This is a genomic window from Echinicola vietnamensis DSM 17526 (assembly GCF_000325705.1).
GTDB classification, from domain to species: Bacteria; Bacteroidota; Bacteroidia; order Cytophagales; family Cyclobacteriaceae; genus Echinicola; species Echinicola vietnamensis.
In genome coordinates this window covers 272011-298332 of the sequence record NC_019904.1, presented here as the reverse complement: position 1 = coordinate 298332, position 26322 = coordinate 272011, and the positions used below count along the sequence as shown (strand labels likewise).

Genomic DNA, 26322 nt, shown 5'->3' with positions numbered 1-26322 from the left:
TGTCTTACGTTTAATCCGTCTCATTCTAGGAAGAAAAGACGGTTTTTGAAATTCAAAATAAATCAAAACGAGGGAATTCTTTCAAAAAATTAGTGATAAATTGAGTCAATGATTATTTTTGAAACTTATGTCTGAGGTACAAAAGAAAAAATATTCCGACAAGGAGAAGAATAACATCTTCGATCATGAGTTTATGCCTCACATAGACTCGATGTATAATTTTGCCTTCAGGCTTACATTTGACGAGGATGATGCCAAGGATTTGGTGCAGGACACTTACCTTAAGGCGTACCGTTTTATCAATTCTTTTGAGCAAGGGACCAATGCAAAAGCGTGGCTGTTCAGGATATTGAAAAACAGTTTTATCAACGAATACAGGAAGAAAAGCAAGCAGCCATCCAAGGTTGATTATCAAGAGGTTGAAACTTATTATAACTCAGATAGTGTTGATTACAATATTACCTCTGATCTGAGGGTGGATGCGGTCAAGGACATGCTAGGGGATGAGATATCCAATGCCCTGAACAGTTTGGCCGTAGACTTCAGGACAGTGATCATATTGTGTGACCTGGAAGGGTTTACCTACGAGGAAATGGCCAAGATTTTGGACATTCCGATCGGAACCGTAAGGTCAAGATTGCACCGTGCCCGGAACTTATTGAAGGAGAAATTGCATTCTTATGCAAAGGACATGGGGTATGATGCTGATGAAGATTGATTTGAGTTTTAAAGTGAAAATAAAGTGACATGGAGAAAAATGTAAACTCATCCGGAGAAAGAAAACTAGAATGTGGTGATGTGAGCAAGTGCTTCCAGCTGTTGGAGCGTATTTTGGACGGTGATGATTGTGATGGTTCTAAGGAGGTCCTCAAGGATAAACTGTCCAAGTGCCAGCCATGCTTTGAGCATTATCATTTGGAGCAAGCCATACGTGAAATGCTAAAGAATAAATGCACCAAACAAGCTGTACCTGGTGAATTGGCCGCAAGCATTCGCCAAAAAATAGAAGAAATCAAATAAGCGATCACCACTCACCTATGTCTTCAGGAAAAGCTTTTATTTTTTCGGCCCCATCGGGTTCCGGAAAGACGACTATTGTCAAACACCTTCTTTCCTCCCGAAATGATTTGGGATTTTCGATATCCGCCTGCACCAGGGATAAGCGTGGACGCCACGAGGTGCATGGAAAGGACTATTATTTTCTGTCTCCCCAAGAATTCAAGCAAAAAATTGATGATGATGAATTTATCGAATGGGAAGAGGTCTACGAAGGGAATTTTTATGGCACCCTAAAATCTGAAATCCAACGTATCTGGGACAGTGGCAAGCATGTAATCTTTGATGTGGATGTCAAAGGAGGGCTTCAGCTCAAGGAATATTTCGGTGATAAGGCATTGGCGGTCTTCGTAAAGGTACCTTCACTGGATACGCTGGAAGAGCGGCTCAAGGATCGTGGCACGGAGTCGGAAGAAAGCCTGTCACGGCGAATCTACAAGGCGAAGTTTGAGATGTCTTTTGAGGACCAGTTTGACGTGACACTCGTCAATGACCATATGGAAAAGTCCTTTAAAGAGGCAGAAAAGTTAATCAATGCATTCATTGAGAAATAAAGTAAAGTGAAGGTAGGTTTATTTTTCGGTTCGTTTAATCCCATTCACATTGGACATTTGATCATTGCCAATGTCATGCAGGACAGGACTGACCTGGATGAAGTGTGGTTTGTGGTCTCTCCCCAAAATCCCTTTAAAAAACGTAAAGCATTGCTACACGAGTTTGATCGGCTTCGAATGGTCGAGTTGGCCATTGAGGGGAATTATCGCTTCCGTGCCAATGACGTAGAGTTTCACATGCCCAAGCCCAGTTATACGATTGATACCCTTACCTACCTTTCCGAAAAGCATCCACAGCATGAGTTCAAGTTGATCATAGGAGGTGATAACTTGACCCATTTCCATAAATGGAAAAATAGCGCACAGATACTGGAGCAGTACGGGCTCTATGTCTATCCACGGCCGGGAGAATCGGTTACGTATGATCATGTGAATGTCCGTCACGTGGAAGCACCTTTGATCGACATCTCCGCGACGTTTATTCGAAAGTCCGTCGAGGCGGGCAAATCGGTGACCTATCTGCTACCTCCATTGGTGGAAGATTACATCAAGGGGAAAAAGTTTTTTGTTTGATACACGCTGGAAAGGGCATCAAATCAATAGCCATAGCTGACCCCCAAGGATAATTCATCCATTCTAGGAACCTGTTTTAGCAGCATTCACCTTTCTTTTTTTACAAATTCCCGCTAAAATCCTTTAGGGTACTTGGAGGAAGCCGATCATCTGTACGGCATCAGCATCCTTTCCTGTAAAGGCATGTCAAATTCATCCTTCCAACGTCCATTGCTATCAATTTTTAGCTGCTTGGGCAGCGTCTAAATCAGTTTGTGGGAGCTTGTCGATGACCCAAGCACCGACTTCACGTCCTTGCTTTTGGCCCCTTGTGATGGCGTCCATAAAGTGAATACCTCCATAAAGCCGGGAAATGGCCGCTTCATTCGCTGCTTGGTTAAAGCTCGTGTAGCTTCTGGCCTTAAGCCCGTATCGCTCTTCCACCGTGTCCGAGTAACTGAAATTGTCTCCAAAATAATGCGTCAAAACCGCCGCAGCAGCGGTGGAAATAGTGCTGTGTCCACTCAGGTATTCCGGAAAGGGAGGAGTCTGCAAGAAAGGGGTCCACGTGGGGTCGATGTATTTTCGAATGGCTGTTTCCGGTCGTATGCGATTGCTTCGGTACTTTTCATCCCAGCAGGCGATAAATCCATCCATCAAGGTAGTGGCCACCATGGTGTGGATTTTCATGGATTCCGAAAAGGAACTTTTGGCTTTTTGGCAGGCGATATTGGTGATGCCCATCCAGTGGGCACCGGGGGAGATTTTTTTCATGCCCACCATGAGATGGCCGTTATCCTGTAAAGCAAAGGGATTGCAGTCCCAAAATGCCGCGATTTCCTTGTTCTTTTCCGACATGTCTACATCATAGACTTCCTTGGTGATTTTGTAGAACTCAGAGTCTTTGGTTTCTGCAAATGCGATGGGCGGCAAAGGCTTGAACTGCGCGGCGGAGTCCAAGAAAAAAGGCCTTACCGTTTCAAAATATGGTTCCACGGGAGCAAAGTATCCGGGAGGAGTCGGGTACCAGCTGCCCGGCGTGCCCAGCGGGGTGTAACGCGGATAATTACTGATGAGGTTATACCCATCTGCCTTGGCGTATTCAAGTACGGCCTTTGTCATGGCTTTGGCATAGGCCAATGACTGCTGAATGGTCTCTTCTGGAAAGCCCATTTTCCGACAGCTGTCCAGTAGCGCATCCTCATACCTTTGAAGCTCCGTGCCGGAGGGCTGGATGGTTTTGGCCGTTTGGATCATGCCCAGGACAGCGCTCAGCTGGTATGATTGCTCTGGGAAATCAGTAGGCTTTTGGATGGCAGGATATTGGTTAAGGATGCCGTGGAGATCATGGAGGGAGGAGTCATTTTGAGAAGTGATTTCATATCCCGTAATGCAAGCATAGGAAAAAAACCGAGCGGCCAAGGGTGGATTAGTGACATCATGGATCATCAGTTCGGTCATTTCCTGTGTTACCTCTCCGATGTACTTGGTCGGCAATTCAGGGATGTGCTGTTTGTCTGACTGGCAACTTGCCAAGGTGGCCAGCAGAAAGCAATATAGTAAGTGAAAGTTTATTCGTTTCATCGTGATCAGGGGTTATTTAAATTACTTTTTCTGGGTAGGGGCATAGGCGACAATCCCTTTTTGATTAATACCAAAGAGCCATTGATCTCCGCATTGGAGGATGCTGCGCACGTCCCCTTTCAGGGCAAATCCCGAGGAAGCTTGGGGAAGGCTTTTGAAGTTTCCATTTCCATCGCCCAAGAGCATCAAACCGTAATTGGCATCATACTTCCCAAAACGTAATCGGGCCTTTTGAATATTTCCGCAGAGAAGCAGGTCCTGATGCCCGTCACGGTTCATGTCTCCACTGGCGATGGCCATCACTGGAGCACTTTGGGTCTGGATAGGCAATTTACCCATTTTTAATTTGCCGGAAGGATTGCTGAGGAAAAGCGCCGTTTTCAGTTGGTTGGCAATGAGCTTCTGACTGTTTTCCAGCTCATCTTCGGTGAAAATATCCGATAGCTTGGCGTCAGCATAGCTCTTATAGTCGGGAAAGCGCGTGCGCATTTTGGCCATCTGATCCAGGAGCTCATCCCGGGTGACATAAGGATAGTTTTCCCCTTGGATATAGCAGCATAAAATCGGGTCCAAAGAACCATTTTCATCAAAATCCTTGTAGATCAGACTGGCCGGTTCATCATCACTGGCATGGATTTGTGTGTTGGTGCCTTGATTACCGAAAACCAAATCAGGCTTTTGGTCTCCATTCAGGTCGGCCACGTGGATGGTATTCCACCATCCGCTGTATTTTTTATCGAAGTATTGGTCCGTGACCTCTGCCAGTTTGCCTTGCTCCAGGCCAAATACCTGAATCGGTAACCATTCGCCCACCGTCACAAGTTCAGGCTGGCCGTCGAGGTTAAGGTCCGTTACGGCAGCATCCGTAATCATTCCGGGATGGGTCAAGGCCGGGGAAATGGTGCTGGTCTGATCCGTGTACTTGCCATGGCCATCATTGACAAGCAAGTAACTGCGTGGGGTTTCCGGATACCTTCCGGGTACTGTTCGGCCTCCCACAAAGATATCCATTGCCTGGTCGCCATTTACGTCCAAAAAGGTGGCGCAGCTGGTGCTGGTGAGCATTTTGGGCAGCGCAGAGGATTGCTTTTTAAACTGGCCCTTTCCGTCGTTTATGTAAAGGCGATCCTGGAGTTTGGGGTCGGTAGGCATGAAATTGCCATAGCCTCCGCTACAAACATATAGGTCTGGAAATCCATCTCCATTGACATCGGCAAAGGCGGCATGGCTGTCCTCACTGTCTTTGTCAAGCGCAAAATCACCATTGTTGCTGACGATAAACTGGCCATTTGCTTGCTGGATGAAAAGTTTTGATACATCTCCGGCGCCGGCGCCCACATAAATATCTTCTTTCCCATCACCATTGACATCCGCTTTTGCCATTGAGGGACTTTCAAAGGAAAGCGGGTTTACGATCAAAGGCTGCCTTTTGAAATCGTTGAGTTGGTTTTGTGCCAATTTTATATCCAGAGGGGGAGCTGTTTCGGTAAAGAGCGGAGTGGGCGCCTGACGATGCGGCGCCCGGTTTTCCGCTTCCGATTCGCGCAAGGTGATCAGTTGGTTGGTTTCTACATTGCGAACGGTTTGGGTTTTGCCGTTCAGCCAGTGTACTTGGATGGAATCGACGAAGTCGGCATTGCCCAGTCCGAAATGAAGGACGGGTGAAACACTGGATTGATAGCCACGGGAAGGCATTTGCTCTTGGTACATGGCCTGGTTTCCCTTGAATAGCGTTACCTGTGCTCCCAGCCCGTATTTGTTTGCTTTTTCGCCTGCTAGCTGGATTTTTAGGTAATGGTGGTCCAGCTGCTGGTTTGCCTTGTTCTCAAAGATAAAAGCTTCCAAGTTGATGTTGTTCACCACAAGGTCAAGGTCGCCGTCATTGTCAAGGTCAGCATAGGCGGCCCCATTGCTGTTGGATGAATAGTCCACTCCCCAACTGCTACTGACCTTTTTGAATGTCAGGTCACCGTTGTTTTTGAACATGTAATTGTGGAGGTTGGAGGAAGGGATTTGCTTGACAAGGTCCAGCACGTTTTGCCGTCTGATATTGCCATCATTGTTTTGGACATAATCTCCCATAAACTTCAGGAAGTCCATGTTGGTGTAATCGCGCAAGTAGCCATTGGTGATGTAAAGGTCCTTCCACCCGTCATTGTCAAAGTCTGCGAATTGGGCTGACCAACTCCAGTCGGTGTTGGATATGCCCGATAATTGGCCGATTTCGCTAAAAGTGCTGTTGCCGTTATTGACCTGAAGCATGTTCCGCATATATTGATGATGGAAGCCCATGTCCACTTTAAAGTCAAATTTCTCATAATTGTCCGGAGCCATCAGCAGCTTTTGGCGCTTGTTGTCTTCAGGGAGCATATCCAACGTAAAAAGGTCGGGGAGACCATCGTTGTTTACATCGGCGACATCATTGCCCATGGAAAAGTGGGAAGTATGCCCCATGCTGCTGCCAATCCGGTCGATGAAGGTACCGTCTTGGTTGTTAATGTATAAAAAATCCGGGGCGGTGTAATCATTACAGATGTAAAGGTCTGTCCAGCCATCGCCGTTGATGTCAGCCGCTCCTGCGCCCAGCCCATAGGAAAGGGCCGAATTTTGGATGCCTGCGGCTTCCGTTACTTCTGTAAACTTCCCCTTGTCGTTTCTGAAAAGCTGTGATCCTGCAGGATCTTTTTCTTTCAAGATGGCAGCGGTACTGGCTTCATCGAGGATGGGCAGTGACTTGTGGTTGTGATTGAGAAGGAACATGTCCAGGTCACCGTCCTGGTCATAGTCAAAGAAGATCCCCTGGGTACTGGTAGAGGTGCTCGCTAAGCCGTATGTGGATGCTTCTTCCGAAAATTTCGGAATACCGTTTTGGTCATTTCCTTGGTTAATGTAAAGCTCATTTTTTCGTTTTTCCGGTCGTAGGTTTCCAGAATAGCAAACGTATATGTCGAGTTTGCCGTCTCCGTTGACGTCGGCCATCGTGACGCCCGTTTTCCATGGGCCATTTCTGCCTGCCGTGCCAGAGCTGGTGGTAATGTCTTCAAAGGTCATGTCGCCCTTGTTCAGGTAGAGTTTGTTGGCGATCATATTGCCTGAAAAATAAATGTCATCCAAGCCGTCCCCATTCACGTCGCCGATGGCGACACCACCACCGTTGTAAAAATATTCGTACATCAGGACATTGGTGTTCAGCCCTTCGGTAAGTTTATTTTGGAAGGTGACATGGGTTTGGGAGGGCGGAAGCAAAGAGAAAAGTGATGGCTTTTCAGGAGCAGGGGATTCTTTTGGTTGGGTACATCGTAAGAGCAGCCCGCTGAGAATGACTAGAAAAGCCACCTTGAGGTATAGTTTAAGCATACAGGTATTGTTGGGTTTGGGGATTAAATATAAAAAGAATCTATACCATCCAAAGCAATGGTATAGATTCTTTTAAATGAAAAAAAATCAATAGGTTAGGGTTATTCAGTGTATCCAGGATTCTGGACAAGTTTTGCGTTTCTGTTCATCTCATTGAAGTGAATTGGCAAGTAGTACATTTTATCCAGCCATTGCCGGTCTTCTTTACCAGGGTCTATCGGTGTGACCTCGTAGGAATAGTTATAGATTTCAGGATCATATCGATAGAGGTCCAGACTCTGTCCGGGTTTGAAAGTCCCTACCACGTTGATGCCATTTGCTTTTCTTCCCAGGGTCTCTTCAGGGATCATCCAACGTCGGCAGTCATGGTAGCGCTGTTCTTCATAGGCCATTTCAATGCGTCGCTCATTTCGATAGCGCTCTACAAGGGCTTCACCGGAGTCGTTGATGGCAGGCATGCCCACCCGGTAGCGAATCCTGTTTAGCCAAGTGCGGGCCTCTTCTTCCTGCCCAAGTTCGATACAGGCTTCTACGTAATTCAGCACCGCTTCTGTGTAGCGCAAGAACGGCCAAGGAATTTCTTGCCAAGTATTTTGATCCACGATAGAAGGATCGGGGTCAATAAATTTGCGGAAATAATACCCCGTATATGAACCGTTCCAGTCTTCAATAGAACTATTTCGGGTATCCAGTCCGAAGTGCGTTCCTACCGAACCATTTTGCATGATCTCATATTGGCCGGTCTGGATCTGTCCTAAGGGATCCTTTGGTTGGTTGGCTGAAGATCTGGGCTTCCACTGCGCACCATCATAGAGCAAGGAAGCGTAGAAACGGGCATCCCGGTTTTCATAAGGAGCTTCCGCATGTTCCGGATTGTCCCAGTCAAATTCGGTACCGTCCATCATTTCATAATCGTCCACAAAATGCTGGATGGGAGTGTTCCCTGCCCAGTTGTTATAGCCGTTGGGGCCGTTGAAGAGGCCTTGACGACCCCCGTTTTCCTGCTTGGCATTGATGAAATACCTGGCAAAGATCAGCTCTTCTTCCCCGCCATTTTTGGAAAGGGAATTGTTCATGTAATTCTGAATGCCTTCCTCGTGGGAGACGGGGCCCGATAGGTTGAGCAAGTTGCCTTGGTCATTGTCCAAAACCGCTTTGGCGGCATCTTTTGCCCGTTGCCATCTGGACATGCGGTCACCAGAGGTGTATCCAAGGTATTCAGGATTGGCATAACCTGAGATCAGGCTGGAATTACTGGAAGCCGTAGGGATGTCGTGGAGGTCACTGGCTGCATAAAGCAGTACCCTTGATTTCAGGGCCAAGGCAGCCATTCTACTTGCCCGGCCGGAATCCATGGATTTTCCTTCCAGCAGAGCTGCGGCTTCGTCGAGGTCACCTACGATGAAGTTGATACACTCTTCCCAAGTATTCCGGGGAATTTCGTAGGATTCTTCGCCCAACTCATAAGCCCGGTCCACAATCGGGAAACCACCGTAGTAGCGCAACAGCTGATGACTGTAATAGGCCCGCATAAACTTGGCTTCGCCCATCAACCGGTCCACCAAATCCTGGTCTGTCAGCAGTGGCTCTGTTAGGTTCTCGATGGCGACATTACAGGCGCGGATATAACTGTACATATTGCCCCATTCCAAGGTGTTGTTGATCCAGCCTGGAGCGGCAGGATTGGACCTGGATTCCGTAATAACGGTAATGTCTCTGCCTGGGTGGGTAAAGATGGCTTCATCGGTAAGGGAGGCGAGCATTTGTTCGTCAAATCCCCCTTGGCCGAGCCCTACGTAGGTTCCTGTGACCGCTGCTTCGGCCAGTGCCGGATCCGACCATACATCTTCTTCTGATACCTCATCCAGTGGGCTGGTATTGACAAAATCAGCATTACAACTGGATAATATCCATAAGCTGACCGCCAAGAGGCACAGATAGGTTATATTTTTGAATTTGTTCATTTTCATGTCAGTTTAGGAATTAAAAGGTCACCGATAGTCCTGTGTTGATTACTCTTGCCTGTGGATAATATTGGCCAGTGGAGTTGGATGATTCAGGATCCATTACTTCCAGCTTGTTCATGATGTTGAACAAGTTTAGGCCATTGGCAAAAATCCGTAGGTTTTTGATGCCCACCTTTTCTCCAATTTCCATTGGCAGGGTGTATCCGATCTCAAAGTTCTTTAACCGGATATAATCAGCTTGCCTAAACCAATAGGTGTTGCCATTGGAGTAATACTGGTCACTTCTATTGGCGATCCTTGGGTGTTCGCTGCTTGGATTGGCCACGGTCCATCTGTTTTCATAAATGTCCAGCAGGTAGTTTCCGATGTTTCCTGATTCACCCGCGCTAACGTATTGTCGAGCACCAAAAGCCCCTTGTAAGAGGATGGATAGGTCGAAATTTTTATAAGAAGCCGTGATGTTCATACCACCTTGGAACAATGGAATGTTGTTTTGGTCCATTCTCACGCGGTCATCTGGTGTGATGGCTCCGTCGCCATCATAATCGACATATTTCATGTCGCCAGGACGGAGTTCATTGGTGATGGCAGAGTAATCCAGTTCTTCGTTATCGATGGATTGCTGGTCCGGGAATACACCATCGTATTGGTACACCAAAAACGTGTTCATCGGCTTGCCGGTAGAGAGCTGCCAATCCGGTGCCCCTGGCGGTTCATCCCAGAATAGGATTTTGTTTTTGGCATAGCCACCGTTTACGCTGACGCTATAGTTGAAGCCGCCGTTGGTCCTGCCGCGGTAGCCCATCAAGGCATCGAAGCCGGAGTTGGCCACTTCGCCGATGTTCTCGGCAGGTAAGGTGATGCCGGTGGTTTGCGGTACGGAAGCATTTTTTCTCCAAAGGATGTTGGTCCGTTTGTTATAGAAATAATCAAACTCGAAGAAAATCTTTCCGTCTAGCAATTGCCCTTCGATACCGATGTTTGAATTGTTGGCTATTTCCCAAGTGATGGCAGTATTTGGAACCCGGGTTTCGTACAATGTTTTGGTTTCGGTACCATCGATGATGTAACTATCAAATCCATAAGTGGCCAGGAATTGGTATTCCTGTAGTACATCATCAAAGTAAATCTGGTCGTTCCCCATTTGGCCCCAGCTACCACGGATCTTGAAGAATTCCAGTCCCGGGATGGCCTGCTTAAAGAAGTCCTCTTCAGAGGCTACCCAGCCCAGCATGATGCCGGGAAAGAAGCCGAATCGCGTGTCCTCAGGGAAGATGTAGGAAGCATCATATCTCCACAGGAATTCGGCGAGGTATTTTTCCTTGTAATTATAGGCTACCCTGCCGAAATAATTCAGCCTTGCGCGCTCATAGGCACCCCCGCCGTTGTCTTTTTCCAGTTCCCCACCGGCAAACAGCTGGTCAATGGCCGTAGAGATGTAGTACCTTCTGAAGGCATTGAAGTTGTCACCTTCTTCGGTTTCGCGGTTGGTACCGGCAAGAATATTCAATTTATGGGCTTCATTGAACGTCTTTTCATAAGAAAAAACACCACCCAGAAGGATGTTCAATTGGTTGAAATGTTCTTGTCTCAACCTTGGATCAGCAGGGCCTCTTTGGCTGGGTACGAGAACAGGAGTTACCCCATCTTCTTCAAAGCCCGTTCCACGCTCATAGAGGGTCCAAGGGGTTTCCCATCTTTTAAGGTCCCTGGAGAGTTTATCCACCGCAGCGGTACCGACAAATTTCAGGCCTTCTACCCCTGGGATTTTGATGGTCAGCTCACCATTGGACTGGAAGTAATCTCTTTTGTCTCGATCATATCCGGTAGCATTGGTGGTGATGACCACGGGGTTTTCACCGTTTTCTATATCCGGTCCGGGAAGCCCGTTTGGCCAGAAGGCCGGTTGATGGGGCTTGCCCCGCATTTGCATCCGGAAGATGGCTCCTGCACCGCGCGTCGGGAAGAAACGGAATTCCTCACGGCCAAGTACCCCGAGTTTCAAGCTGATGAAATCGTTGATCTTGGCGTCCAGGTTGATTCTCAGGTCATACTGTTTATAGCCAGTAGCCGAGTTTTTGTAATAAGCATCTTGGTTTTGGTATCCCAGCGAGGCCAGGTACTTGACATTCTCACTTCCTCCGACCAGCTGCAGGTTATGCTTGGACTGGGGAGACCATTCTTTAAGCGTGGCGTCGTACCAGTCTGTGTTCGGGTAATTCCAAGGGTCGTTTCCGGCCCGATAGGCAGCGATGTCCTCTGGAGTAAAAGGGGCTGCCCTTTCTTGACCGTTTGGTCGGGTATATACGCCCGATGTCCTGTAGGCATTGTCGGCTGCAGCCCATTCATCCACGGGCAATTCATAGACGCTGAGGTCGTTTAGCATTTCGGTGTATTGAGCCGCATTGGCCAGGTCTGGGATGACAGTAGGCTGGCCCCAGCCTTGGTTAAACTGATAGGAAAGTTCTGGTTTGCCGGATCTACCACGTTTGGTAGTGACCAAGATCACACCGTTTGCTGCCCGAGAACCGTAAATGGCCGCAGAGGCATCCTTCAGTACGGAGATACTCTCGATGTCATTGGGGTTAAGCCGTTCGAAACCACCGGCCCTGGCAGGGATACCATCGATGACGATTAGGGCATCGTTATTTCCCAAGGTGTTAGAACCACGGATACGGATGCCAGAGCCATCATAGCCGGGTTCACCACTTCTGTTTACCGCGACTACCCCGGGCATTCGGCCGGCGATGGAATTGGAAATGTTCGTGGCGGGTGATTTGGCCAGTTCTGATCCTTTTACCGCAGCTACAGATCCCGTGACCGTTTCCTTTTTCTGTTCACCGTAACCTACTACTACCACTTCTTCGAGTGCTTGCATGTCCGGAGAAAGGGTGACGGAAATTTCACTTTGATTGCCGACGGCTACACTTTTGCTTTCAAATCCAATGAACGAAAAGATCAGCACGTCTTCACCTTCATTGAGGGTGATGTTAAAATTACCGTCTAAGTCGGTAATGGCGCCCCGGGTAGTGCCTTGTACCAATACTGATACCCCCGGTAAGGGTTGTTTGTCTTCGGAAGAAATGACGTTACCGGTCACTTCCTTCCCTTGCCCATATGCTACCATCTGCCAACTGGCAGAAAAAAATAGGCATAGCATAAGGACCCTTAACTTGCGTAAAGTTTGAGTCATGTGGGTTAATGTTAAAAGGGTTATTAAAATGATTTATTGTATCTACTAAATTGATCTAATATTTAGAGAAAAACAAAACTATATTTTACGAAACCTTTCGGTAGTGATATTGTATTTCTATTTGATTCAAGAGTTTGTTGATAAAATTCTAATGGAAGCAATTTTGTGATGCTGAAATTAAAATCGAAACCGATTGTTGTGTTAATATTTGTTAAAGTGTAATAATAACAAATATTATTTTTTTAGTTGATCAGATGTCCGTTATATTATTGTTTTGAGCGAGTTGGTTTGGTATTTGACTATGGTGATGATAAGGTGCAGGAGAGTGGAAATGCAGCTATTTACTTGCGGGAAAATTTTGATTTTGGAAAATGCCAAGGTATATTTAGCACGTAAGGTTTAAATAAATGGAAAGAATTGGCAGCTCATAGCTGTCCGTTCTTTATTTCGAGGCTTCTTAGGAAGCTTTTTTTACGCCTTTATTTTTTTGTTCCTTTTATTTGGTATCAAGCGATATTACTGGGGGGCGAATTTGACATGGTCTTATAAAAGAAAGTTTCATACCGTTAAAACGATGGACCTCCTCCTCAGGGCAAACGCCTTTAAAAAAAATGTTCCTATTTGCATTTATATCTGCCGTTCCTACGGAACTTACCCTTTTGTGTAATCATTTTTGGTGCAGGTTGTCACCTGCAACTTCTATATGCCCCTCCGCCAAAGGCGGATTAGGCAGGATGCTCAGTTGCCAGCGCATATTCAGGGCTTAACCTCAACCAAGCCAACACCATACATGAGCAGATAGCTGCGACGGCTTGTACGATCCAAATCAGCAACTCATTCTTTCAGCCTACTCCGCCATTCGGCACCATAGGCTACCACGGTTTCCCATGTACAAATCGGGGCAAAGTGCCTGCGGCACGATAAATTTTGTAACCTGCGGATTCATCCGCAGGAACTCAAGCACTCCTCAACCTTCCGAAGGAGTGCCAGCGGCACGGATGATAGCTCCTCTACACGAAATAAGTACTAAATGCGTTTGCCCCACGTGAAAACCATCAGGGAAATCGCTTTTAGCCCCCTGAAGTTCTTTAATTTAGGCTGACATCTCTTTACTAATAATTTGAAAGTGTTTGCCTTGGGGAACTGCCAATTTTCATTTTGGAGTAAAATGCCCCCAACTTTTCCGCTTGATCCAATATTTCTACGAGGTGATGGATTTAGTTATCGGAGCAATCATTTGCCGCCAAGGCTCCCAGGCACAAAGCAATTATACATTCCTTTCTATGCAGGACCTACATGCACTTGGTGCCTTTGAGACGTTGTGGCATTTTTTTACTCGTGATTTTGCCATGAAATAAAACTGGCAGCCCCCAATTTTCACGCTTGGTCCCTGATTGGGCCCTTCCATTTTCTTTTTGTTAAAGTATGTCAAGAGCTGGTGGTTTTTGTAGATGTTTGCTATTTATTGTTTAATTTTTCCCTGTAAACATCTTCAAGTTTCTTATGAGTCTTTTTTTAATCCGTAGGGTATTCATTTTTATGGTGCTTGGTTTTGCCCTGTTGGATACGGCGCTGGGACAGGGGATTCGCGGAAAGGTGATGGACGAAAGTGGGCAGCCAGTGCCCTATGCGTCCGTGTTTGTCCGTAACCTCAATGACGGGATTCCGACCAACCAAAATGGGGCGTTCGAATATCCACTAGCACCGGGGTATTACGATATCATTGTGCGGCACTTGGGCTACGAGACCCAGCAGCGAACAGTGGAGGTGAAGGGGGAATGGGTCCCATTAGAGGTGACGTTGGTGTCGCAAACCTATGCCATGGAAGAAGTGGAAGTAAAAGGCGGTGCCGAGGATCCCGCGCTGACGGTGATGAGAAAGGCCATTGCCAAAGCCAAATACCACCGCCTTCAGGTCGCCGAATACTCCATGAAGGTGTATATCAAGGGCACGGGTGAATTGACCAATGCGCCTTTTTTCTTGAAGAAAAAGCTAAAGGAAGAAGGGATTTCGCTCAACGAGGCCTATACCTCAGAATCAGTTTCCGAAATCACGTTCAGGCAGCCAAATGAACTGGAAGAAAAGGTAATCAGCATTCGCTCTTCTGGAGAAAGTAATCAGACCGATCCGGCACCCTATATTGGGGCTTCTTTTTATCAAGACAAGATCAATGATGTGGTGTCGCCCCTTAGCAGGTACGCATTTTCCTATTACCGATTTAAGCATGAAGGGACGTTTTTTGAGCACGGTGTTTTAGTCAATAAGATCAGGGTGACTCCCCGATCCCGTGGCGAGCAGGTTTTTGAGGGACATATTTATATCATCGAAGATCTATGGGCCATCCATAGTCTGCAGCTGACCACCTCCATCATGGGGTTTGATGTGGGCGTGACGCAGCAGTATGCTCCAGTGGAGGAGAATGTTTGGATGCCGCTGACGCATGTTTATACTTTTGGCGGGAGCTTTTTTGGGTTTAAAGGACATTATAAATACCTCGCTTCTACGCGTGATTATCAAATTACCCTTGATCCCGACTTGGTGGCCGATACCGAGATTTTGGATGAGCATGTAGAGGAGATTCCTGAAGAAGTAGAAACTTTTGAGCGGAAGGTCCCAGCAGCTCAGCAGCTTGCCGATGCTGATAAAATGTCCCGAAAGGATTTTCGCAAAATGATCAACCAATACGAAAAAGCACAGGAAAAACAGCGGAAAGATGCCGAGGTAGCAGTAGTACGAAATCATGCGGTGGATTCTTTGGCCCATGAGCGAAGCAAGGCGTATTGGGACAGTGTTCGCCCCGTTAAGCTTACTGAAAAAGAAATCCAAGGATACCACCGAGATGACAGCTTGGCCGTGGTGGAGGAGGCCAAAAAAAGTGAGGTGGATTCCATTGCAGAGAAGGCTAAAAAAGGCTTTAACCCACTGGATATCCTAGGAGGGGGGAGGTATCACTTTGGAGCTGGGAGGTCTGCTGGATTCGATGCCAATTTCACGAAGCTGTCCTTCAATACCGTGGAAGGATTTAAGGTTGGACTGGGGGGCTATTATCGGGTGGACCGGCTGGACAGTGCGTCCAAAAGAATAAGCACTTGGAAGATAAGTCCTGAGGTGCGTTATGGGTTTTCCAGTAAGCAGTGGTACGGGACCTTGGATTTTCAAAAATCCTGGAAGCAGGACCGGGCTAGGTTTCTGTATGGGTTGACCGCAGGAAAATACATTTATCAGTTTAATGGCGATCGGCCGATCAGTGAGCTGGTAAATGCGGCGTATTCCTTATTCCTTCGCCAAAATTACATGAAGCTTTACGACCAGCAATTTGTAAAGCTCTACATGGACCATAGGCCAAAAGATGCTTTTTCTTACAGTATATCCTTGGCTTATGCTGAGCGGGGAATGCTCGCCAATACCTCTAACTACAGTTTTTATCAAAAACCAGCGCGCGCGTATACCTCCAATATGCCAGAAAACATCGAGGCAGATCAAGCGGCGTTTCAATCAAATGAGTCCTTGTTGCTCCGTGCTGAATTCAATTGGCGGCCGGGGTTAAAATACTACCTGCGCAATGGTGAAAAATACCCGTTGGGAAATACTGCTCCAGTGGTGAGTTTCCGGTATAAAAAAGGTCTTTCCAATGTGGGGCTTGGAGAGGGCAGTGCGGATTTTGATCAGGTGGAGTTGGGAGTGAAGCACGGGTTTGAATTTGGGGTGAGTGGTGATTTGGATTTTAACGTTCGGGCAGGAGCTTTTCTAAATGCCGATCAGGTTTATTTTATGGACTATGAGCATTTTGGTGGCAATCGGACCATTTTTAGTAATATGGGCACTGTCAGCAATTACCGCTTTATGGATTATTATAAATTCAGCACCAAGGGCAGCTTTGTCAGCGGGATTGTGCATTATCAGTTTCGGAAGTTTTTGTTGACCCAGCTGCCAGTGCTGCGGTTCTCAGGGGTTCGGGAAAATGTTTTCCTTAATTACTTAAAAACAGCGCATTCCCCACATTACTGGGAGGTGGGCTATTCCCTGGACAACCTGTTCAGGATATTCAGGCTGGAAGTGGGGGCTGGGTTTGAAAACGGCGAATATTCCCGCGGGGGAGTCCGGTTGGGCATAGCGACGTTTATTAATGTTGATTTTGGAGAGTGATGGGGTGAAAGGGGGTAAGCAATATTTCTGGGGATGAGGAATTTCCGACCAAGCCGAAGGATTGTGGAGTGGAAAAATACGATTGAGGTACCTTTCGCCCGAAATGGTATATGGGCGGTGTAGACGTTGCAAAAGAAGTTCCAATACATTTTCAAAAACCACAGCTTCTTAGTAAAGGTCGATATGTTACATACTATTATCGTGTTACTAAACACAGGTGCCAAATTGCAGGAGGAGACATTTCTGGTGGAGGGTTCGCTGGATCCTGAATATGAATATACAGCATACGAAGTGGAAGTAAATATTGGTGGCGTTCATTATTGATCTGGCATTGGATGGGTGAAATGATGATGACGCGGATTGTGCAATAGATATGAATGAACGTAAAAGTTTTTGTGGGATTTATTTAGTAGTAGTGGTGTTTTGTGCTTCTTGCAATATTATGAAACATGAGCTTTCAGCCTCCAAAATAATTAGAGAGGTACTGAAGTTGTGAAAGAAATTCTCAAGAACGTTATCAAAGAGGTGATCATTGAAAAGGGTGTTTTTTCGGCTATTGTTTATGTTCCTATTGATAGGGCTGCTCTGTAATTTTACTTCTTCATTTCTTTTCCTTAGATGAAAAGAAACGAAGCAAAGAAAAATCAAGACACAGCAAAGCTTCTACCCTCAAGGCCATCGCCGGCTCGCTGCTGTGTCAGCCTCCCCGCTTAGTCAATCCATACATTACTATTTAGGACTTTTTCTAACTAGCGCAACGAGTTAAGAATAGCATTATGGTATAACAAAAAAGCCCGAAATAATCCGGGCTTTTGGTTATGATAAGCTGAAGGATGATACTTACACCTTCATGATTTCTGCTTCTTTTTTCTCGAAGAGGGCGTCTATTTTGGCCGAAAATTCATCCGTTAATTTTTGGACTTTGTCTTCAGCCCTTTTGACCTCGTCTTCTGAAACACCATCTTTTTGGAGTTTCTTTAGGGCGTCATTGGTTTCTTTTCTAGCGTTTCTTACACTGATTTTACCGTTTTCGCATTCGTTTTTGACGTGTTTTACCAAGTCTTTTCTCCGCTCTTCCGTAAGCGGCGGAATGGTCAGAATGACGATTTCCCCGTTGTTTTGTGGGGCCAGCCCCAAGTCAGAATTGATGATGGCTTTTTCGATTTCGCCGATCAGGTTTTTTTCCCAAGGTTTGATGGCCAATGTCCTGGCGTCAGGAGTATTGACTGAAGCTACCTGTTGGATCGGGGTGGGGGCACCGTAGTAGTTGACCATGATCCCGTCCACCAAGTTGGGCATGGCTTTTCCTGCCCTGATTTTGAGGAGTTCACTGGCGGTATGGTCTACCGCTTTTTGCATTTGTTCCTTGGCTGCATCGAGCTCTAACTGTATCTCTTCCATCTTTATGTTTACTTAATTTGAGGTAATTAAAGTACCAACTTCTTCTCCTTTAACCAAATCTTCCAGGTTTCCGGCTTTATTCATATCAAACACAATAATCGGCAGGTTGTTTTCCTGGCAGAGTGTAAAGGCAGTCATGTCCATTACGTTCAGGTTTTTTTCGTAGACTTCCTGGAAGGAGATATTGGTATATCGTTCTGCATTTTTGTCTTTTTCCGGATCGGCCGTATAGACACCGTCTACCCGAGTACCTTTTAGCACCACATCGGCTTCGATCTCAATGGCCCTGAGGCTGGCGGTCGAATCAGTGGTGAAGTAGGGGTTTCCTATCCCTGCACCAAAAATCACAATCCTTCCTTTTTCCAAGTGTCGGATGGCCCTTCTTCGGATAAAAGGCTCACAGACACTTTCAATTTTAATGCCGGACATAAGTCGGGTGTACATCTCGTTTTGCTCCAGGGAGCTTTGGAGGGCCATGGCATTGATCAGGGTGGCCAGCATTCCCATGTAATCGCCCTGCACCCTATCGATGCCGACTTTTTCTCCTTGAACGCCCCTAAAAATGTTTCCGCCGCCAATGACAATGGCGAGCTCTACACCCAGTTCCTTAACCTTTTTGATTTCCTGGGTGTATTGCTTTAGTTTTTCGGAGTCAATGCCGTAGCCATTGGGCCCCATCAAAGCCTCACCACTGAGTTTGAGCAGAATTCGTTTGTATTTCATAAGTAAAATTGGTTAGCTAGCCTGCCAATAATTGATTTTTGATGAATAGATAAACTCGACAAATATAAATTCTTGAGCTTAGAAAACTAAATGATCGTTTCTAAAATTGTATCAAGATTTGTTTTTTTTCCACACTTTCCCCTGTGGTCACTAGTATTTTTTTCACGATGCCGTCTCCGGGAGATTTAATGATGTTCTCCATTTTCATGGCTTCCAAAATTACCATTGGTTGGTCCTTTTCGACCGTATCCCCTTCTTGGACATTGATTTCCAGGATCAGTCCTGGCATTGGGGCGGTGATCGAGGTGAGTTTGGCATTGGCCTGCCCGTTCATGCCCAGCTTTTCCAACAGGAGGTCAAATTTATCCTGGATCTTGACCTCAGCGGACTTGTTGTTGATTTTTAAGGTCAACTCTTTTTTGGCAGCATCCAGCTTTACCAGCTCCACCACATAGGATTTTTGGCCTTTGATAATTTGAAAATGGCGGTTATCTATCGGGTTTATTTCCCAGTCCATGATGGTGCCGTTAATCAAAAAGTCTCCACCATCCTGCTCGATACTAAAGTTTTTTTCGTTTACAGTAACTGAGTACATTTGTGCTGTTTTGACTTTAAATATACAATTTATCTTTAATTGGCCTTTATGAATATAAAATTCTCTTTTCCTTTTTTCTTGGCAGGGATGCTTTTGGGAGCTTGTAGCGTCCAAAAGAATACCCCGCCTCCAGCCAGTAAGCAGTCGTTAGCTGTGACTGAAGAGAATGATTCCGAGGATGTCCGGCGGTTGGTAGCAGCGCAGGAGGCAGCCATAAAAAATTATAGGGCTACTCCTGAGAGAACCTTTGATTTGCTCCATACTTCTCTTGACGTGCGCTTTGATAAGGAAAAAAAACTAGTCTTCGGAGAAGCGAATTTAACGCTCAAGCCCTATGGCTATCCCCAAGACCGTCTGGTGCTCGATGCGCAGGATTTTGACCTGCACGAAGTCAGCATGGATGATTCCCGGCAGCAGCTGGAGTTTAGGTATGATTCGCAGCAGATAGAAATACAATTTCCAACTACCCTTACGACAGCGGATACCATTTTGATAAACATCCGCTACACGGCCCATCCCAGTAGGAATAGTGGCGAAGGAAGCCAGGCGATCACCGATACCCAGGGACTTTATTTTATCAATCCAACGGGGGAAGCATCCCTGCCGACACAAATATGGACACAGGGGGAAACCGATCACAATTCCAAATGGTTTCCGACCATCGATGCACCAAATGAGCGTGCCACCCATGACTTGAAGCTCACTGTGGAAGAAAAATTCACCACCGTTAGCAATGGTGAATTGGTGGGTCAGGAGCAGCTAGGCAATGGGATGCGCAGGGATCACTGGAAGATGAGCCAGCCTTCAGCCCCGTATTTGGTGGCATTTGCCGTAGGGGAATTTGAGCGGATTTCCTCCCAATGGAAAGGGATCCCACTTGGCTACTATGTGGAAAAGCCCTTTGCTGAAGGGGCTAAAAAAGTGTTTGGCAGGACACCGGAAATGCTGGACTTCTACTCGGATTTACTGGGCGTGCCCTATCCATGGCCAAAGTACGATCAGGTGGTGGTCAGGGAGTTTGTTTCAGGAGCGATGGAAAACACCACGGTTTCTATTTTTATGGAGGAACTGAACATGAATGCCCGGGAGGCGATTGATAGTGAATATGATGGGATTATTGCCCATGAGCTTTTCCATCACTGGTTTGGAGACTATGTGACCACAGAGTCCTGGTCAAATTTACCATTAAACGAAGCTTTTGCGAATTATGGAGAGTATTTGTGGTATGAGCACAAAGAGGGAAGGGATGCTGCAGATCTTCACCATATTGGAGAGCTGGAGACCTACCTTTGGGAAGCGGAAGAAAAGCAGGTGGACCTTATTCGCTTTGAGTATGCGCATAACGAAGACATGTTTGACAGTCACAGCTATGCCAAAGGCGGAAGGGTGCTGCATATGTTACGGGATTATTTGGGGGATGAAGTGTTTTTTGCAGGGCTGAACAATTACCTGACCAAGCATGCTTTTCGTTCTGTGGAGATTCATGACCTCAGGCTGGCACTGGAAGAAACCAGCGGCAAAGACCTGAACTGGTTTTTTGAACAGTGGTTTTTGGCATCGGGCCATCCTGTCTTGGAGATTGATTTCGATTACAGCCAGCCGGAAAATGTGGTGTTGACGGTGACACAGCAACAGGACTTGGGGAATACACCGCTATATGTTTTGCCTTTTGAGGTGAGTTGGTATGTGGATGGAGCGCGGTTTACGCGGCGTTTTACGTTGGATGCCAAGCAGGGCAGCTTTTCATTGGAAAACAAAGTGCCCATTTCACAAGCCTATTTTGATGAGCGAAAGGTACTCTTGGCCGAAAAGCACACCCATAGGAGTGATGATCAGCTGGTGGACCAGTTTGGAGCATCACATTTTGGGGTGGCAAGGTATGAGGCCTTGGATAGTTTGAGCCAGCGGTCGCTGGACACAGCAGCCATCAAGGAATTGGTGCGCGTGGGATTGGCAGATGATTTCTGGCCGATCAGGGAAGTTACCCTTCATCACTTTGGCGACAGTATTTTATCATTTGGGATGGAGGAGACATTATTGGCGCTAGCGAGCGAGGACAAAAGCAACAGTGTCCAGGCGAGTGCCATCACTGCATTAGCTTCGAGTGGAGGGGATTATGGCAGCAATTACATGCTTTGGATGGAGGACTCTTCGTACTACGTGGCCGGGGCTGCATTGGATGCTTATCTGCAAATGAATGGGGAAGGATTGGGAAAAGAAAAGGTAGCAAGTGCATTCGAAGATGAGCGGAGTATCCGGATGCTTATTCCTTTGATTGATTTTTACACACAACAGGAAATACCGGGAAAGGGAGCATGGTTACACGAGGTCTATGACCGTACATCCGGTCAAGATTTATACTACCTGATCGGTTACTATGGGGATTACTTTGTGAAGTTGCCTGGAGAAGGCAGTGATCGGGCGATAGAGAAGCTCTATCAGACGGGGATGAAACACACAGCATCGTACGTAAGGTTTGCGGCATTCCAGGCACTTTTTGGCTTTATTGACGAGGAGGGAGTACTGGAAAAAGCCAACGCTATATTTGACCAAGAATCTGATGAATCCATTAAGAACAGTGAAAAGTATTTCTTGCTGCCATATGAAGATGAAAATTAATTCCCTGATTTCGAAAACCTTAATAAAAAGGTTGAAAAAAACTTCAGGAATTTTTGTTCAATATTTTGAATGTTTCAGAAAAGGGTATAATTTTGCCATCCGTTAAGACAAACAAAAAAGAACAAAAGTGTTCGAAAAAGGGCTTAACGTATTGAAATACTGATTTGGGGGAATACCAAAGCGGCCAACTGGGACGGACTGTAAATCCGTTGACTTATGTCTTCACAGGTTCGAATCCTGTTTCCCCCACACTTTATATTTCCACGGATTTTTCTAAATTTGTGGAAATCATACAGCAAAAGTTTTTCAAAAAGTAAGACGACGATTGAAACTATTGTCAAGAGTTGATTTTCTTTTGCAAGATTTTGGTATGTGAAAAATATGCCCAGCTGTAAGGTCACGAAGTGTAATGACGAATACATCGGGACTTAAGGTCGGGATGTCAGTATAAAAAACAAGATAGAGTAATAAGCGGGAGTAGCTCAGTTGGTAGAGCGGCAGCCTTCCAAGCTGCAGGTCGCGGGTTCGAGCCTCGTCTCCCGCTCTATGCTTATTTATAAGGCATAGATAATCGATGTTATCAGCCGACGTAGCTCAGGGGTAGAGCGCTTCCTTGGTAAGGACGAGGTCACGGGTTCAAATCCCGTCGTTGGCTCAATGACATTAGCATAATTTAACTAATTCATATCATTAACTAAACAGAGGATTTTCACGCATGGCAAAAGCAACCTTTGACCGTTCCAAACCGCACGTAAATATCGGTACTATTGGTCACGTCGATCACGGTAAGACTACCTTGACTGCTGCCATTACAACTGTATTGGCTAGAAAAGGTCTTTCTGAATTAAGAGACTTCTCTTCTATCGATAACGCTCCAGAAGAGAAAGAAAGAGGTATCACTATCAATACTTCACACGTAGAATATCAAACTGAAGCAAGACACTACGCACACGTGGATTGTCCTGGTCACGCTGACTACGTGAAAAACATGGTAACTGGTGCTGCGCAGATGGATGGTGCTATTCTAGTAGTTGCTGCCACTGACGGTCCAATGCCACAGACAAGAGAGCACATCCTTCTTGCTCGTCAGGTAGGTGTACCAGCACTTGTTGTTTTCTTGAACAAAGTTGACTTGGTAGATGATGAAGAGCTACTTGAGCTTGTAGACATGGAAGTAAGAGAATTGCTTTCTTTCTATGACTTTGATGGCGATAACATCCCAGTTATCCAAGGTTCAGCACTTGGTGCCCTTAACGGCGAAGACAAGTGGGAAGAAAAAGTAATGGAATTGATGGATGCAGTAGATAGCTATATTCCACTTCCTGAGCGTCTTGTTGACAAAGACTTCTTGATGCCTGTAGAGGACGTATTCTCGATCACTGGTCGTGGTACAGTAGCTACTGGTAGAGTAGAAAGAGGTGTTATCAACTCTGGTGATGCAGTGGACATCATCGGTATGGGAGCTGAAGGTCTTAAGTCTACCGTAACAGGTGTTGAGATGTTCCGTAAGATTTTGGACAGAGGTGAAGCTGGTGACAACGTAGGTCTACTTCTTAGAGGTATTGAGAAAGCTCAGATCAAGAGAGGTATGATCATCTGTAAGCCAGGTTCTGTAACGCCTCACTCTTTGTTCAAAGCAGAGGTTTACGTACTGTCTAAAGAAGAAGGTGGACGTCACACTCCATTCTTTAACAAATACCGTCCTCAGTTCTACCTAAGAACCACTGACGTAACTGGTGAGGTAAAACTTCCAGAAAACGTTGAGATGGTAATGCCAGGTGACAACATCACCATGGAAGTACAATTGATCAACAAAGTTGCCTTGGAGAAAGGTCTACGTTTCGCGATCCGTGAGGGTGGTAGAACAGTAGGAGCCGGTCAGGTAACTGAAATTCTTGACTAATCTTACTTGATCAAGAGATATAAAATAGATGCGATCCTGATGTTTTTCAGGATCGCATTTGTTTCTTTATAGATTATTACCTACTTTTGCATTCCTTTTGGACTGTAAAAGGAAACACGGGCATAGTTCAATGGCAGAATAGCGGTCTCCAAAACCGTTGATGGGAGTTCGAATCTCTCTGCCCGTGCAATAAAAATCATAGAACATGAACGTAAAAAACTTTGTTGTAGAGTCAATAGACGAAATGAAGAACAAGGTTACATGGCCGAAGTATTCTTCATTGCAAAGCAATGCTGTGCTGGTTCTTGTTGCCTCTTTGATCTTTGCCGTAGTGATCGGCTTGATTAACCTGGGCTTTGAGAACATCATGAAATGGTTTTATGATTTATTCTAAATAGAATCAATAGTTACTGATGGCAGAACATAAATGGTATGTACTCAGAGTGGTAGCTGGGCAAGAGAAGAAGGCCAAATCATATTTGGACAACGAGATTACCCGGCAAAAACTGGAGGATTATATTCCCGAGGTATTGATACCTTCTGAAAAAGTATATGAAATGCGCAATGGCAAAAAGCGAGTCAGAGAGAGAAACTTCTTTCCTGGCTATGTTTTGGTTAATGCGGATTTGTCCCATGGTGAAGCCAATCACGTAATCACGAGTATCCCGGGTGTCATCGGGTTTCTAGGTGCAAACGCAGGAGGAGCTTCCAAAACTCCTGAGCCATTACGACAATCAGAGATCAACCGTATCTTAGGTAGGGTTGAAGGGATTGATGAGTTTGCCGAGAAGCTTGATACGCCATATATAGTCGGAGAGACCATAAAAGTAATGGATGGTCCCTTTAGTGGTTTCTCGGGAACGATAGAAGAGGTGTTTGAGGATAAGAAAAAGCTTAATGTTATGGTTAAGATTTTCGGCCGAAACACCCCTGTTGAGTTAAACTTTATGCAAGTAGAAAAACAAGACTAGGAAATGGCTAAGGAAATTACTGGTTATCTGAAATTACAGGTGAAAGGTGGCCAGGCAAATCCATCTCCTCCTGTTGGTCCGGCCCTTGGTGCCAAGGGTTTGAACATCATGGAGTTCTGTAAGCAGTTCAATGCCAGAACTCAGGAAAAAATGGGTCAACTTCTACCTGTCCTTGTTACGATTTATTCTGACAAGTCCTTTGACTTCGTGATCAAGACTCCTCCAGCAGCAAACTTGTTGTTAGAGGCAGCGAAGCTAAAAGGAGGTTCTCCGGAGCCAAACAGGAAAAAAGTAGGTTCAGTATCCTGGGACCAGGTAAAAGAAATTGCTGAGGTGAAAATGCCTGACTTAAATGCCTTTAAGGTGGAGTCCGCAATGAAAATGGTTGCCGGAACAGCAAGAAGTATGGGAATCACAGTTTCAGGAAAAGCTCCTTGGGAGGAATAAATATAAAACAATGGCTAAGTTAACAAAAAAGCAAAAAGAAGCTCTTTCTAAGTACGACCCAAGCCAGCAGTACTCCCTTACTGAGGCTTCTTCTATTGTCAAAGATATCACTGCCGTGAAATTTGACGCTTCAGTGGATTTGGACATCCGTTTGGGTGTAGATCCTCGAAAAGCAGATCAAATGGTAAGAGGCGTGGTGGCTTTGCCCCATGGAACGGGAAAAGAAGTAAAAGTATTGGTACTTTGTACTCCGGACAAGGAAGAAGAAGCGAAAGAAGCTGGAGCTGACTACGTCGGCTTGGATGACTATATTGCCAAAATCGAAGGCGGATGGACTGATATCGATGTGATCATCACCATGCCTAACGTAATGGCGAAAGTAGGTAGATTAGGTAGAGTGTTAGGACCAAGAGGCCTGATGCCTAACCCTAAGTCTGGAACTGTTACCCTAGAAGTAGGTAAGGCAGTGAAGGAAGTGAAAGGTGGTAAAATAGATTTTAAAGTAGATAAGTTTGGTATCGTGCACGCAAGTGTAGGTAAAGTTTCCTTTGATCCGGATAAGATCCAAGAAAATGCCCAAGAGCTTATCAATACTATTTCTAAGTTGAAGCCTGCATCTTCAAAAGGGACGTACTTCAAGAGTATACATTTATCTAGCACAATGTCTCCTGGTATTGCAATTGATAAGGGGAGTATTCAAGGTATTTAATTATGACTAGAGAGGAAAAGAAAGCAATAATCGAAAGTCTTACCGAGAAATTCAAAGAAACTCCGCATTTCTATATCACAGATGCCTCAGGTTTCACTGTTGCTCAGGTAAATACTTTCAGAAGAATGTGTTTTGAAAAAGGAGTGGAATACCGTGTATATAAAAACACGTTTATCAAACAAGCTCTGAATAATCTAGACGCAGACTTCTCAGAATTAGACAGTGTTCTTAAAGGCTTTTCAGGAATTATCTTTGCTTCAGAGACAGCAAACTTGCCTGCAAAAGTAATCAAGGACTATCGAAAAAAGGCAGGTTCTAAAGAGACTAGACCCGTATTTAAAGGCGCTTCAATAGATAGCGATGTGGTGATTGGTGAAAACAATCTTGACATGCTGGCTTCTTTGAAATCCAAAGAGGAACTATTGGGCGAAGTTATCGGATTGCTACAGTCTCCAGCCAAAAACGTTATTTCTGCTCTTCAGAGTGGTCAAGATACATTGGCAGGGCTTGTTAAAACTCTTTCAGAAAGAGAATCATAATATCAT

General features: G+C 45.7%; 20 protein-coding genes and 4 tRNA genes. 17 read left to right on the top strand and 7 right to left on the bottom strand.

Going from position 1 to position 26322, the window contains the following annotated elements; translation table 11 throughout:
* The first annotated feature begins 127 nt into the window (after window positions 1-127).
* From ECHVI_RS01410 to nadD, 4 genes are read left to right on the top strand one after another with little or no spacing between them, the layout of a single operon-like run.
* Window positions 128-718: a sigma-70 family RNA polymerase sigma factor gene (locus ECHVI_RS01410; RefSeq protein WP_015264145.1), complete on the top strand. Its 591-nt coding sequence runs from the start codon at window positions 128-130 to the stop codon at window positions 716-718.
* A gap of 29 nt (window positions 719-747) precedes the next feature.
* Window positions 748-1020 carry a hypothetical protein gene (locus ECHVI_RS01405; RefSeq protein ID WP_015264144.1) on the top strand — a complete coding sequence of 91 codons (273 nt, stop codon included), beginning with the start codon at window positions 748-750 and terminating at the stop codon, window positions 1018-1020.
* A gap of 17 nt (window positions 1021-1037) precedes the next feature.
* Window positions 1038-1610 carry a guanylate kinase gene (gene gmk / locus ECHVI_RS01400; RefSeq protein ID WP_015264143.1) on the top strand — a complete coding sequence of 191 codons (573 nt, stop codon included), beginning with the start codon at window positions 1038-1040 and terminating at the stop codon, window positions 1608-1610.
* Between the two features lie 6 nt (window positions 1611-1616).
* Window positions 1617-2183, top strand: coding sequence for a nicotinate (nicotinamide) nucleotide adenylyltransferase (gene nadD / locus ECHVI_RS01395; protein ID WP_015264142.1), 567 nt, complete (start codon window positions 1617-1619; stop codon window positions 2181-2183).
* A gap of 216 nt (window positions 2184-2399) precedes the next feature.
* Here nadD and ECHVI_RS01390 read toward each other — a convergent pair whose 3' ends face one another.
* From ECHVI_RS01390 to ECHVI_RS01375, 4 genes are all read right to left on the bottom strand, one after another.
* Window positions 2400-3746, bottom strand: a complete 1347-nt coding sequence (locus tag ECHVI_RS01390) for a vanadium-dependent haloperoxidase (RefSeq protein WP_015264141.1) — start codon at window positions 3744-3746, stop codon at window positions 2400-2402.
* Between the two features lie 21 nt (window positions 3747-3767).
* Window positions 3768-7103 carry a VCBS repeat-containing protein gene (locus ECHVI_RS01385; RefSeq protein WP_015264140.1) on the bottom strand — a complete coding sequence of 1112 codons (3336 nt, stop codon included), beginning with the start codon at window positions 7101-7103 and terminating at the stop codon, window positions 3768-3770.
* A 101-nt stretch (window positions 7104-7204) separates the two neighbouring features.
* Window positions 7205-9067 (bottom strand): RagB/SusD family nutrient uptake outer membrane protein, encoded by a 1863-nt coding sequence (locus tag ECHVI_RS01380; protein ID WP_015264139.1) that lies wholly within the window; start codon window positions 9065-9067, stop codon window positions 7205-7207.
* 19 nt (window positions 9068-9086) lie between these two features.
* On the bottom strand, window positions 9087-12263 hold the full coding sequence (locus ECHVI_RS01375; RefSeq protein WP_015264138.1) for a SusC/RagA family TonB-linked outer membrane protein: 3177 nt from the start codon (window positions 12261-12263) through the stop codon (window positions 9087-9089).
* A 1503-nt stretch (window positions 12264-13766) separates the two neighbouring features.
* Here ECHVI_RS01375 and ECHVI_RS01365 point away from each other — a divergent pair.
* Window positions 13767-16409, top strand: a complete 2643-nt coding sequence (locus tag ECHVI_RS01365) for a DUF5686 and carboxypeptidase regulatory-like domain-containing protein (RefSeq protein ID WP_015264137.1) — start codon at window positions 13767-13769, stop codon at window positions 16407-16409.
* A 183-nt stretch (window positions 16410-16592) separates the two neighbouring features.
* Window positions 16593-16733 carry a hypothetical protein gene (locus tag ECHVI_RS23570; RefSeq protein WP_015264136.1) on the top strand — a complete coding sequence of 47 codons (141 nt, stop codon included), beginning with the start codon at window positions 16593-16595 and terminating at the stop codon, window positions 16731-16733.
* A gap of 516 nt (window positions 16734-17249) precedes the next feature.
* Here the strand turns inward: ECHVI_RS23570 and frr are convergent.
* The 3 genes from frr to ECHVI_RS01350 all read right to left on the bottom strand — a co-directional run bounded on the left by frr (window position 17250) and on the right by ECHVI_RS01350 (window position 19128).
* The gene (gene frr, locus ECHVI_RS01360) at window positions 17250-17810 is read right to left on the bottom strand and encodes a ribosome recycling factor (protein ID WP_015264135.1); all 561 of its coding nucleotides are present in this window, start codon (window positions 17808-17810) and stop codon (window positions 17250-17252) included.
* Between the two features lie 12 nt (window positions 17811-17822).
* Window positions 17823-18533: a UMP kinase gene (gene pyrH, locus ECHVI_RS01355; RefSeq protein WP_015264134.1), complete on the bottom strand. Its 711-nt coding sequence runs from the start codon at window positions 18531-18533 to the stop codon at window positions 17823-17825.
* A gap of 100 nt (window positions 18534-18633) precedes the next feature.
* Window positions 18634-19128, bottom strand: coding sequence for a biotin/lipoyl-containing protein (locus ECHVI_RS01350; protein ID WP_015264133.1), 495 nt, complete (start codon window positions 19126-19128; stop codon window positions 18634-18636).
* A 48-nt stretch (window positions 19129-19176) separates the two neighbouring features.
* Here ECHVI_RS01350 and ECHVI_RS01345 point away from each other — a divergent pair, with 48 nt between their 5' ends.
* From ECHVI_RS01345 to rplJ, 11 genes are all read left to right on the top strand, one after another.
* A complete protein-coding gene (locus ECHVI_RS01345; RefSeq protein ID WP_015264132.1) occupies window positions 19177-21747 on the top strand; it encodes a M1 family metallopeptidase in 2571 nt (856 codons plus the stop codon).
* Window positions 21748-21913: 166 nt separating this feature from the next.
* Window positions 21914-21996, top strand: a tRNA-Tyr gene (locus ECHVI_RS01340).
* 222 nt (window positions 21997-22218) lie between these two features.
* Window positions 22219-22291 (top strand) — tRNA-Gly (locus ECHVI_RS01335).
* Window positions 22292-22330: 39 nt separating this feature from the next.
* A tRNA-Thr gene (locus ECHVI_RS01330) sits at window positions 22331-22402 on the top strand.
* Window positions 22403-22462: 60 nt separating this feature from the next.
* Entirely contained in the window at window positions 22463-23650 is a 1188-nt protein-coding gene (tuf, locus tag ECHVI_RS01325) for an elongation factor Tu (protein ID WP_015264131.1), read from the top strand.
* 116 nt (window positions 23651-23766) lie between these two features.
* Window positions 23767-23837: transfer RNA gene (locus ECHVI_RS01320), tRNA-Trp, on the top strand.
* Between the two features lie 18 nt (window positions 23838-23855).
* Window positions 23856-24044 carry a preprotein translocase subunit SecE gene (secE, locus tag ECHVI_RS01315; protein ID WP_015264130.1) on the top strand — a complete coding sequence of 63 codons (189 nt, stop codon included), beginning with the start codon at window positions 23856-23858 and terminating at the stop codon, window positions 24042-24044.
* Window positions 24045-24063: 19 nt separating this feature from the next.
* Window positions 24064-24621, top strand: coding sequence for a transcription termination/antitermination protein NusG (nusG, locus tag ECHVI_RS01310; RefSeq protein WP_015264129.1), 558 nt, complete (start codon window positions 24064-24066; stop codon window positions 24619-24621).
* A 3-nt stretch (window positions 24622-24624) separates the two neighbouring features.
* Entirely contained in the window at window positions 24625-25068 is a 444-nt protein-coding gene (gene rplK / locus ECHVI_RS01305; RefSeq protein WP_015264128.1) for a 50S ribosomal protein L11, read from the top strand.
* A gap of 10 nt (window positions 25069-25078) precedes the next feature.
* Window positions 25079-25777 carry a 50S ribosomal protein L1 gene (gene rplA / locus ECHVI_RS01300; protein WP_015264127.1) on the top strand — a complete coding sequence of 233 codons (699 nt, stop codon included), beginning with the start codon at window positions 25079-25081 and terminating at the stop codon, window positions 25775-25777.
* A gap of 2 nt (window positions 25778-25779) precedes the next feature.
* Window positions 25780-26316 (top strand): 50S ribosomal protein L10, encoded by a 537-nt coding sequence (rplJ, locus tag ECHVI_RS01295; protein ID WP_015264126.1) that lies wholly within the window; start codon window positions 25780-25782, stop codon window positions 26314-26316.
* Window positions 26317-26322: the final 6 nt, after the last annotated feature.

Coding starts and splice junctions, on each gene's coding strand:
- ECHVI_RS01410 (WP_015264145.1), top strand. CDS start 128: ATGTCTGAGGTACAAAAGAAAAAATATTCCGACAAGGAGAAGAATAAC.
- ECHVI_RS01405 (WP_015264144.1), top strand. CDS start 748: ATGGAGAAAAATGTAAACTCATCCGGAGAAAGAAAACTAGAATGTGGT.
- gmk (WP_015264143.1), top strand. CDS start 1,038: ATGTCTTCAGGAAAAGCTTTTATTTTTTCGGCCCCATCGGGTTCCGGA.
- ECHVI_RS01390 (WP_015264141.1), bottom strand. CDS start 3,746: ATGAAACGAATAAACTTTCACTTACTATATTGCTTTCTGCTGGCCACC.
- ECHVI_RS01385 (WP_015264140.1), bottom strand. CDS start 7,103: ATGCTTAAACTATACCTCAAGGTGGCTTTTCTAGTCATTCTCAGCGGG.
- ECHVI_RS01380 (WP_015264139.1), bottom strand. CDS start 9,067: ATGAACAAATTCAAAAATATAACCTATCTGTGCCTCTTGGCGGTCAGC.
- ECHVI_RS01375 (WP_015264138.1), bottom strand. CDS start 12,263: ATGACTCAAACTTTACGCAAGTTAAGGGTCCTTATGCTATGCCTATTT.
- ECHVI_RS01365 (WP_015264137.1), top strand. CDS start 13,767: ATGAGTCTTTTTTTAATCCGTAGGGTATTCATTTTTATGGTGCTTGGT.
- ECHVI_RS23570 (WP_015264136.1), top strand. CDS start 16,593: ATGTTACATACTATTATCGTGTTACTAAACACAGGTGCCAAATTGCAG.
- frr (WP_015264135.1), bottom strand. CDS start 17,810: ATGGAAGAGATACAGTTAGAGCTCGATGCAGCCAAGGAACAAATGCAA.
- pyrH (WP_015264134.1), bottom strand. CDS start 18,533: ATGAAATACAAACGAATTCTGCTCAAACTCAGTGGTGAGGCTTTGATG.
- ECHVI_RS01350 (WP_015264133.1), bottom strand. CDS start 19,128: ATGTACTCAGTTACTGTAAACGAAAAAAACTTTAGTATCGAGCAGGAT.
- ECHVI_RS01345 (WP_015264132.1), top strand. CDS start 19,177: ATGAATATAAAATTCTCTTTTCCTTTTTTCTTGGCAGGGATGCTTTTG.
- tuf (WP_015264131.1), top strand. CDS start 22,463: ATGGCAAAAGCAACCTTTGACCGTTCCAAACCGCACGTAAATATCGGT.
- secE (WP_015264130.1), top strand. CDS start 23,856: ATGAACGTAAAAAACTTTGTTGTAGAGTCAATAGACGAAATGAAGAAC.
- nusG (WP_015264129.1), top strand. CDS start 24,064: ATGGCAGAACATAAATGGTATGTACTCAGAGTGGTAGCTGGGCAAGAG.
- rplK (WP_015264128.1), top strand. CDS start 24,625: ATGGCTAAGGAAATTACTGGTTATCTGAAATTACAGGTGAAAGGTGGC.
- rplA (WP_015264127.1), top strand. CDS start 25,079: ATGGCTAAGTTAACAAAAAAGCAAAAAGAAGCTCTTTCTAAGTACGAC.
- rplJ (WP_015264126.1), top strand. CDS start 25,780: ATGACTAGAGAGGAAAAGAAAGCAATAATCGAAAGTCTTACCGAGAAA.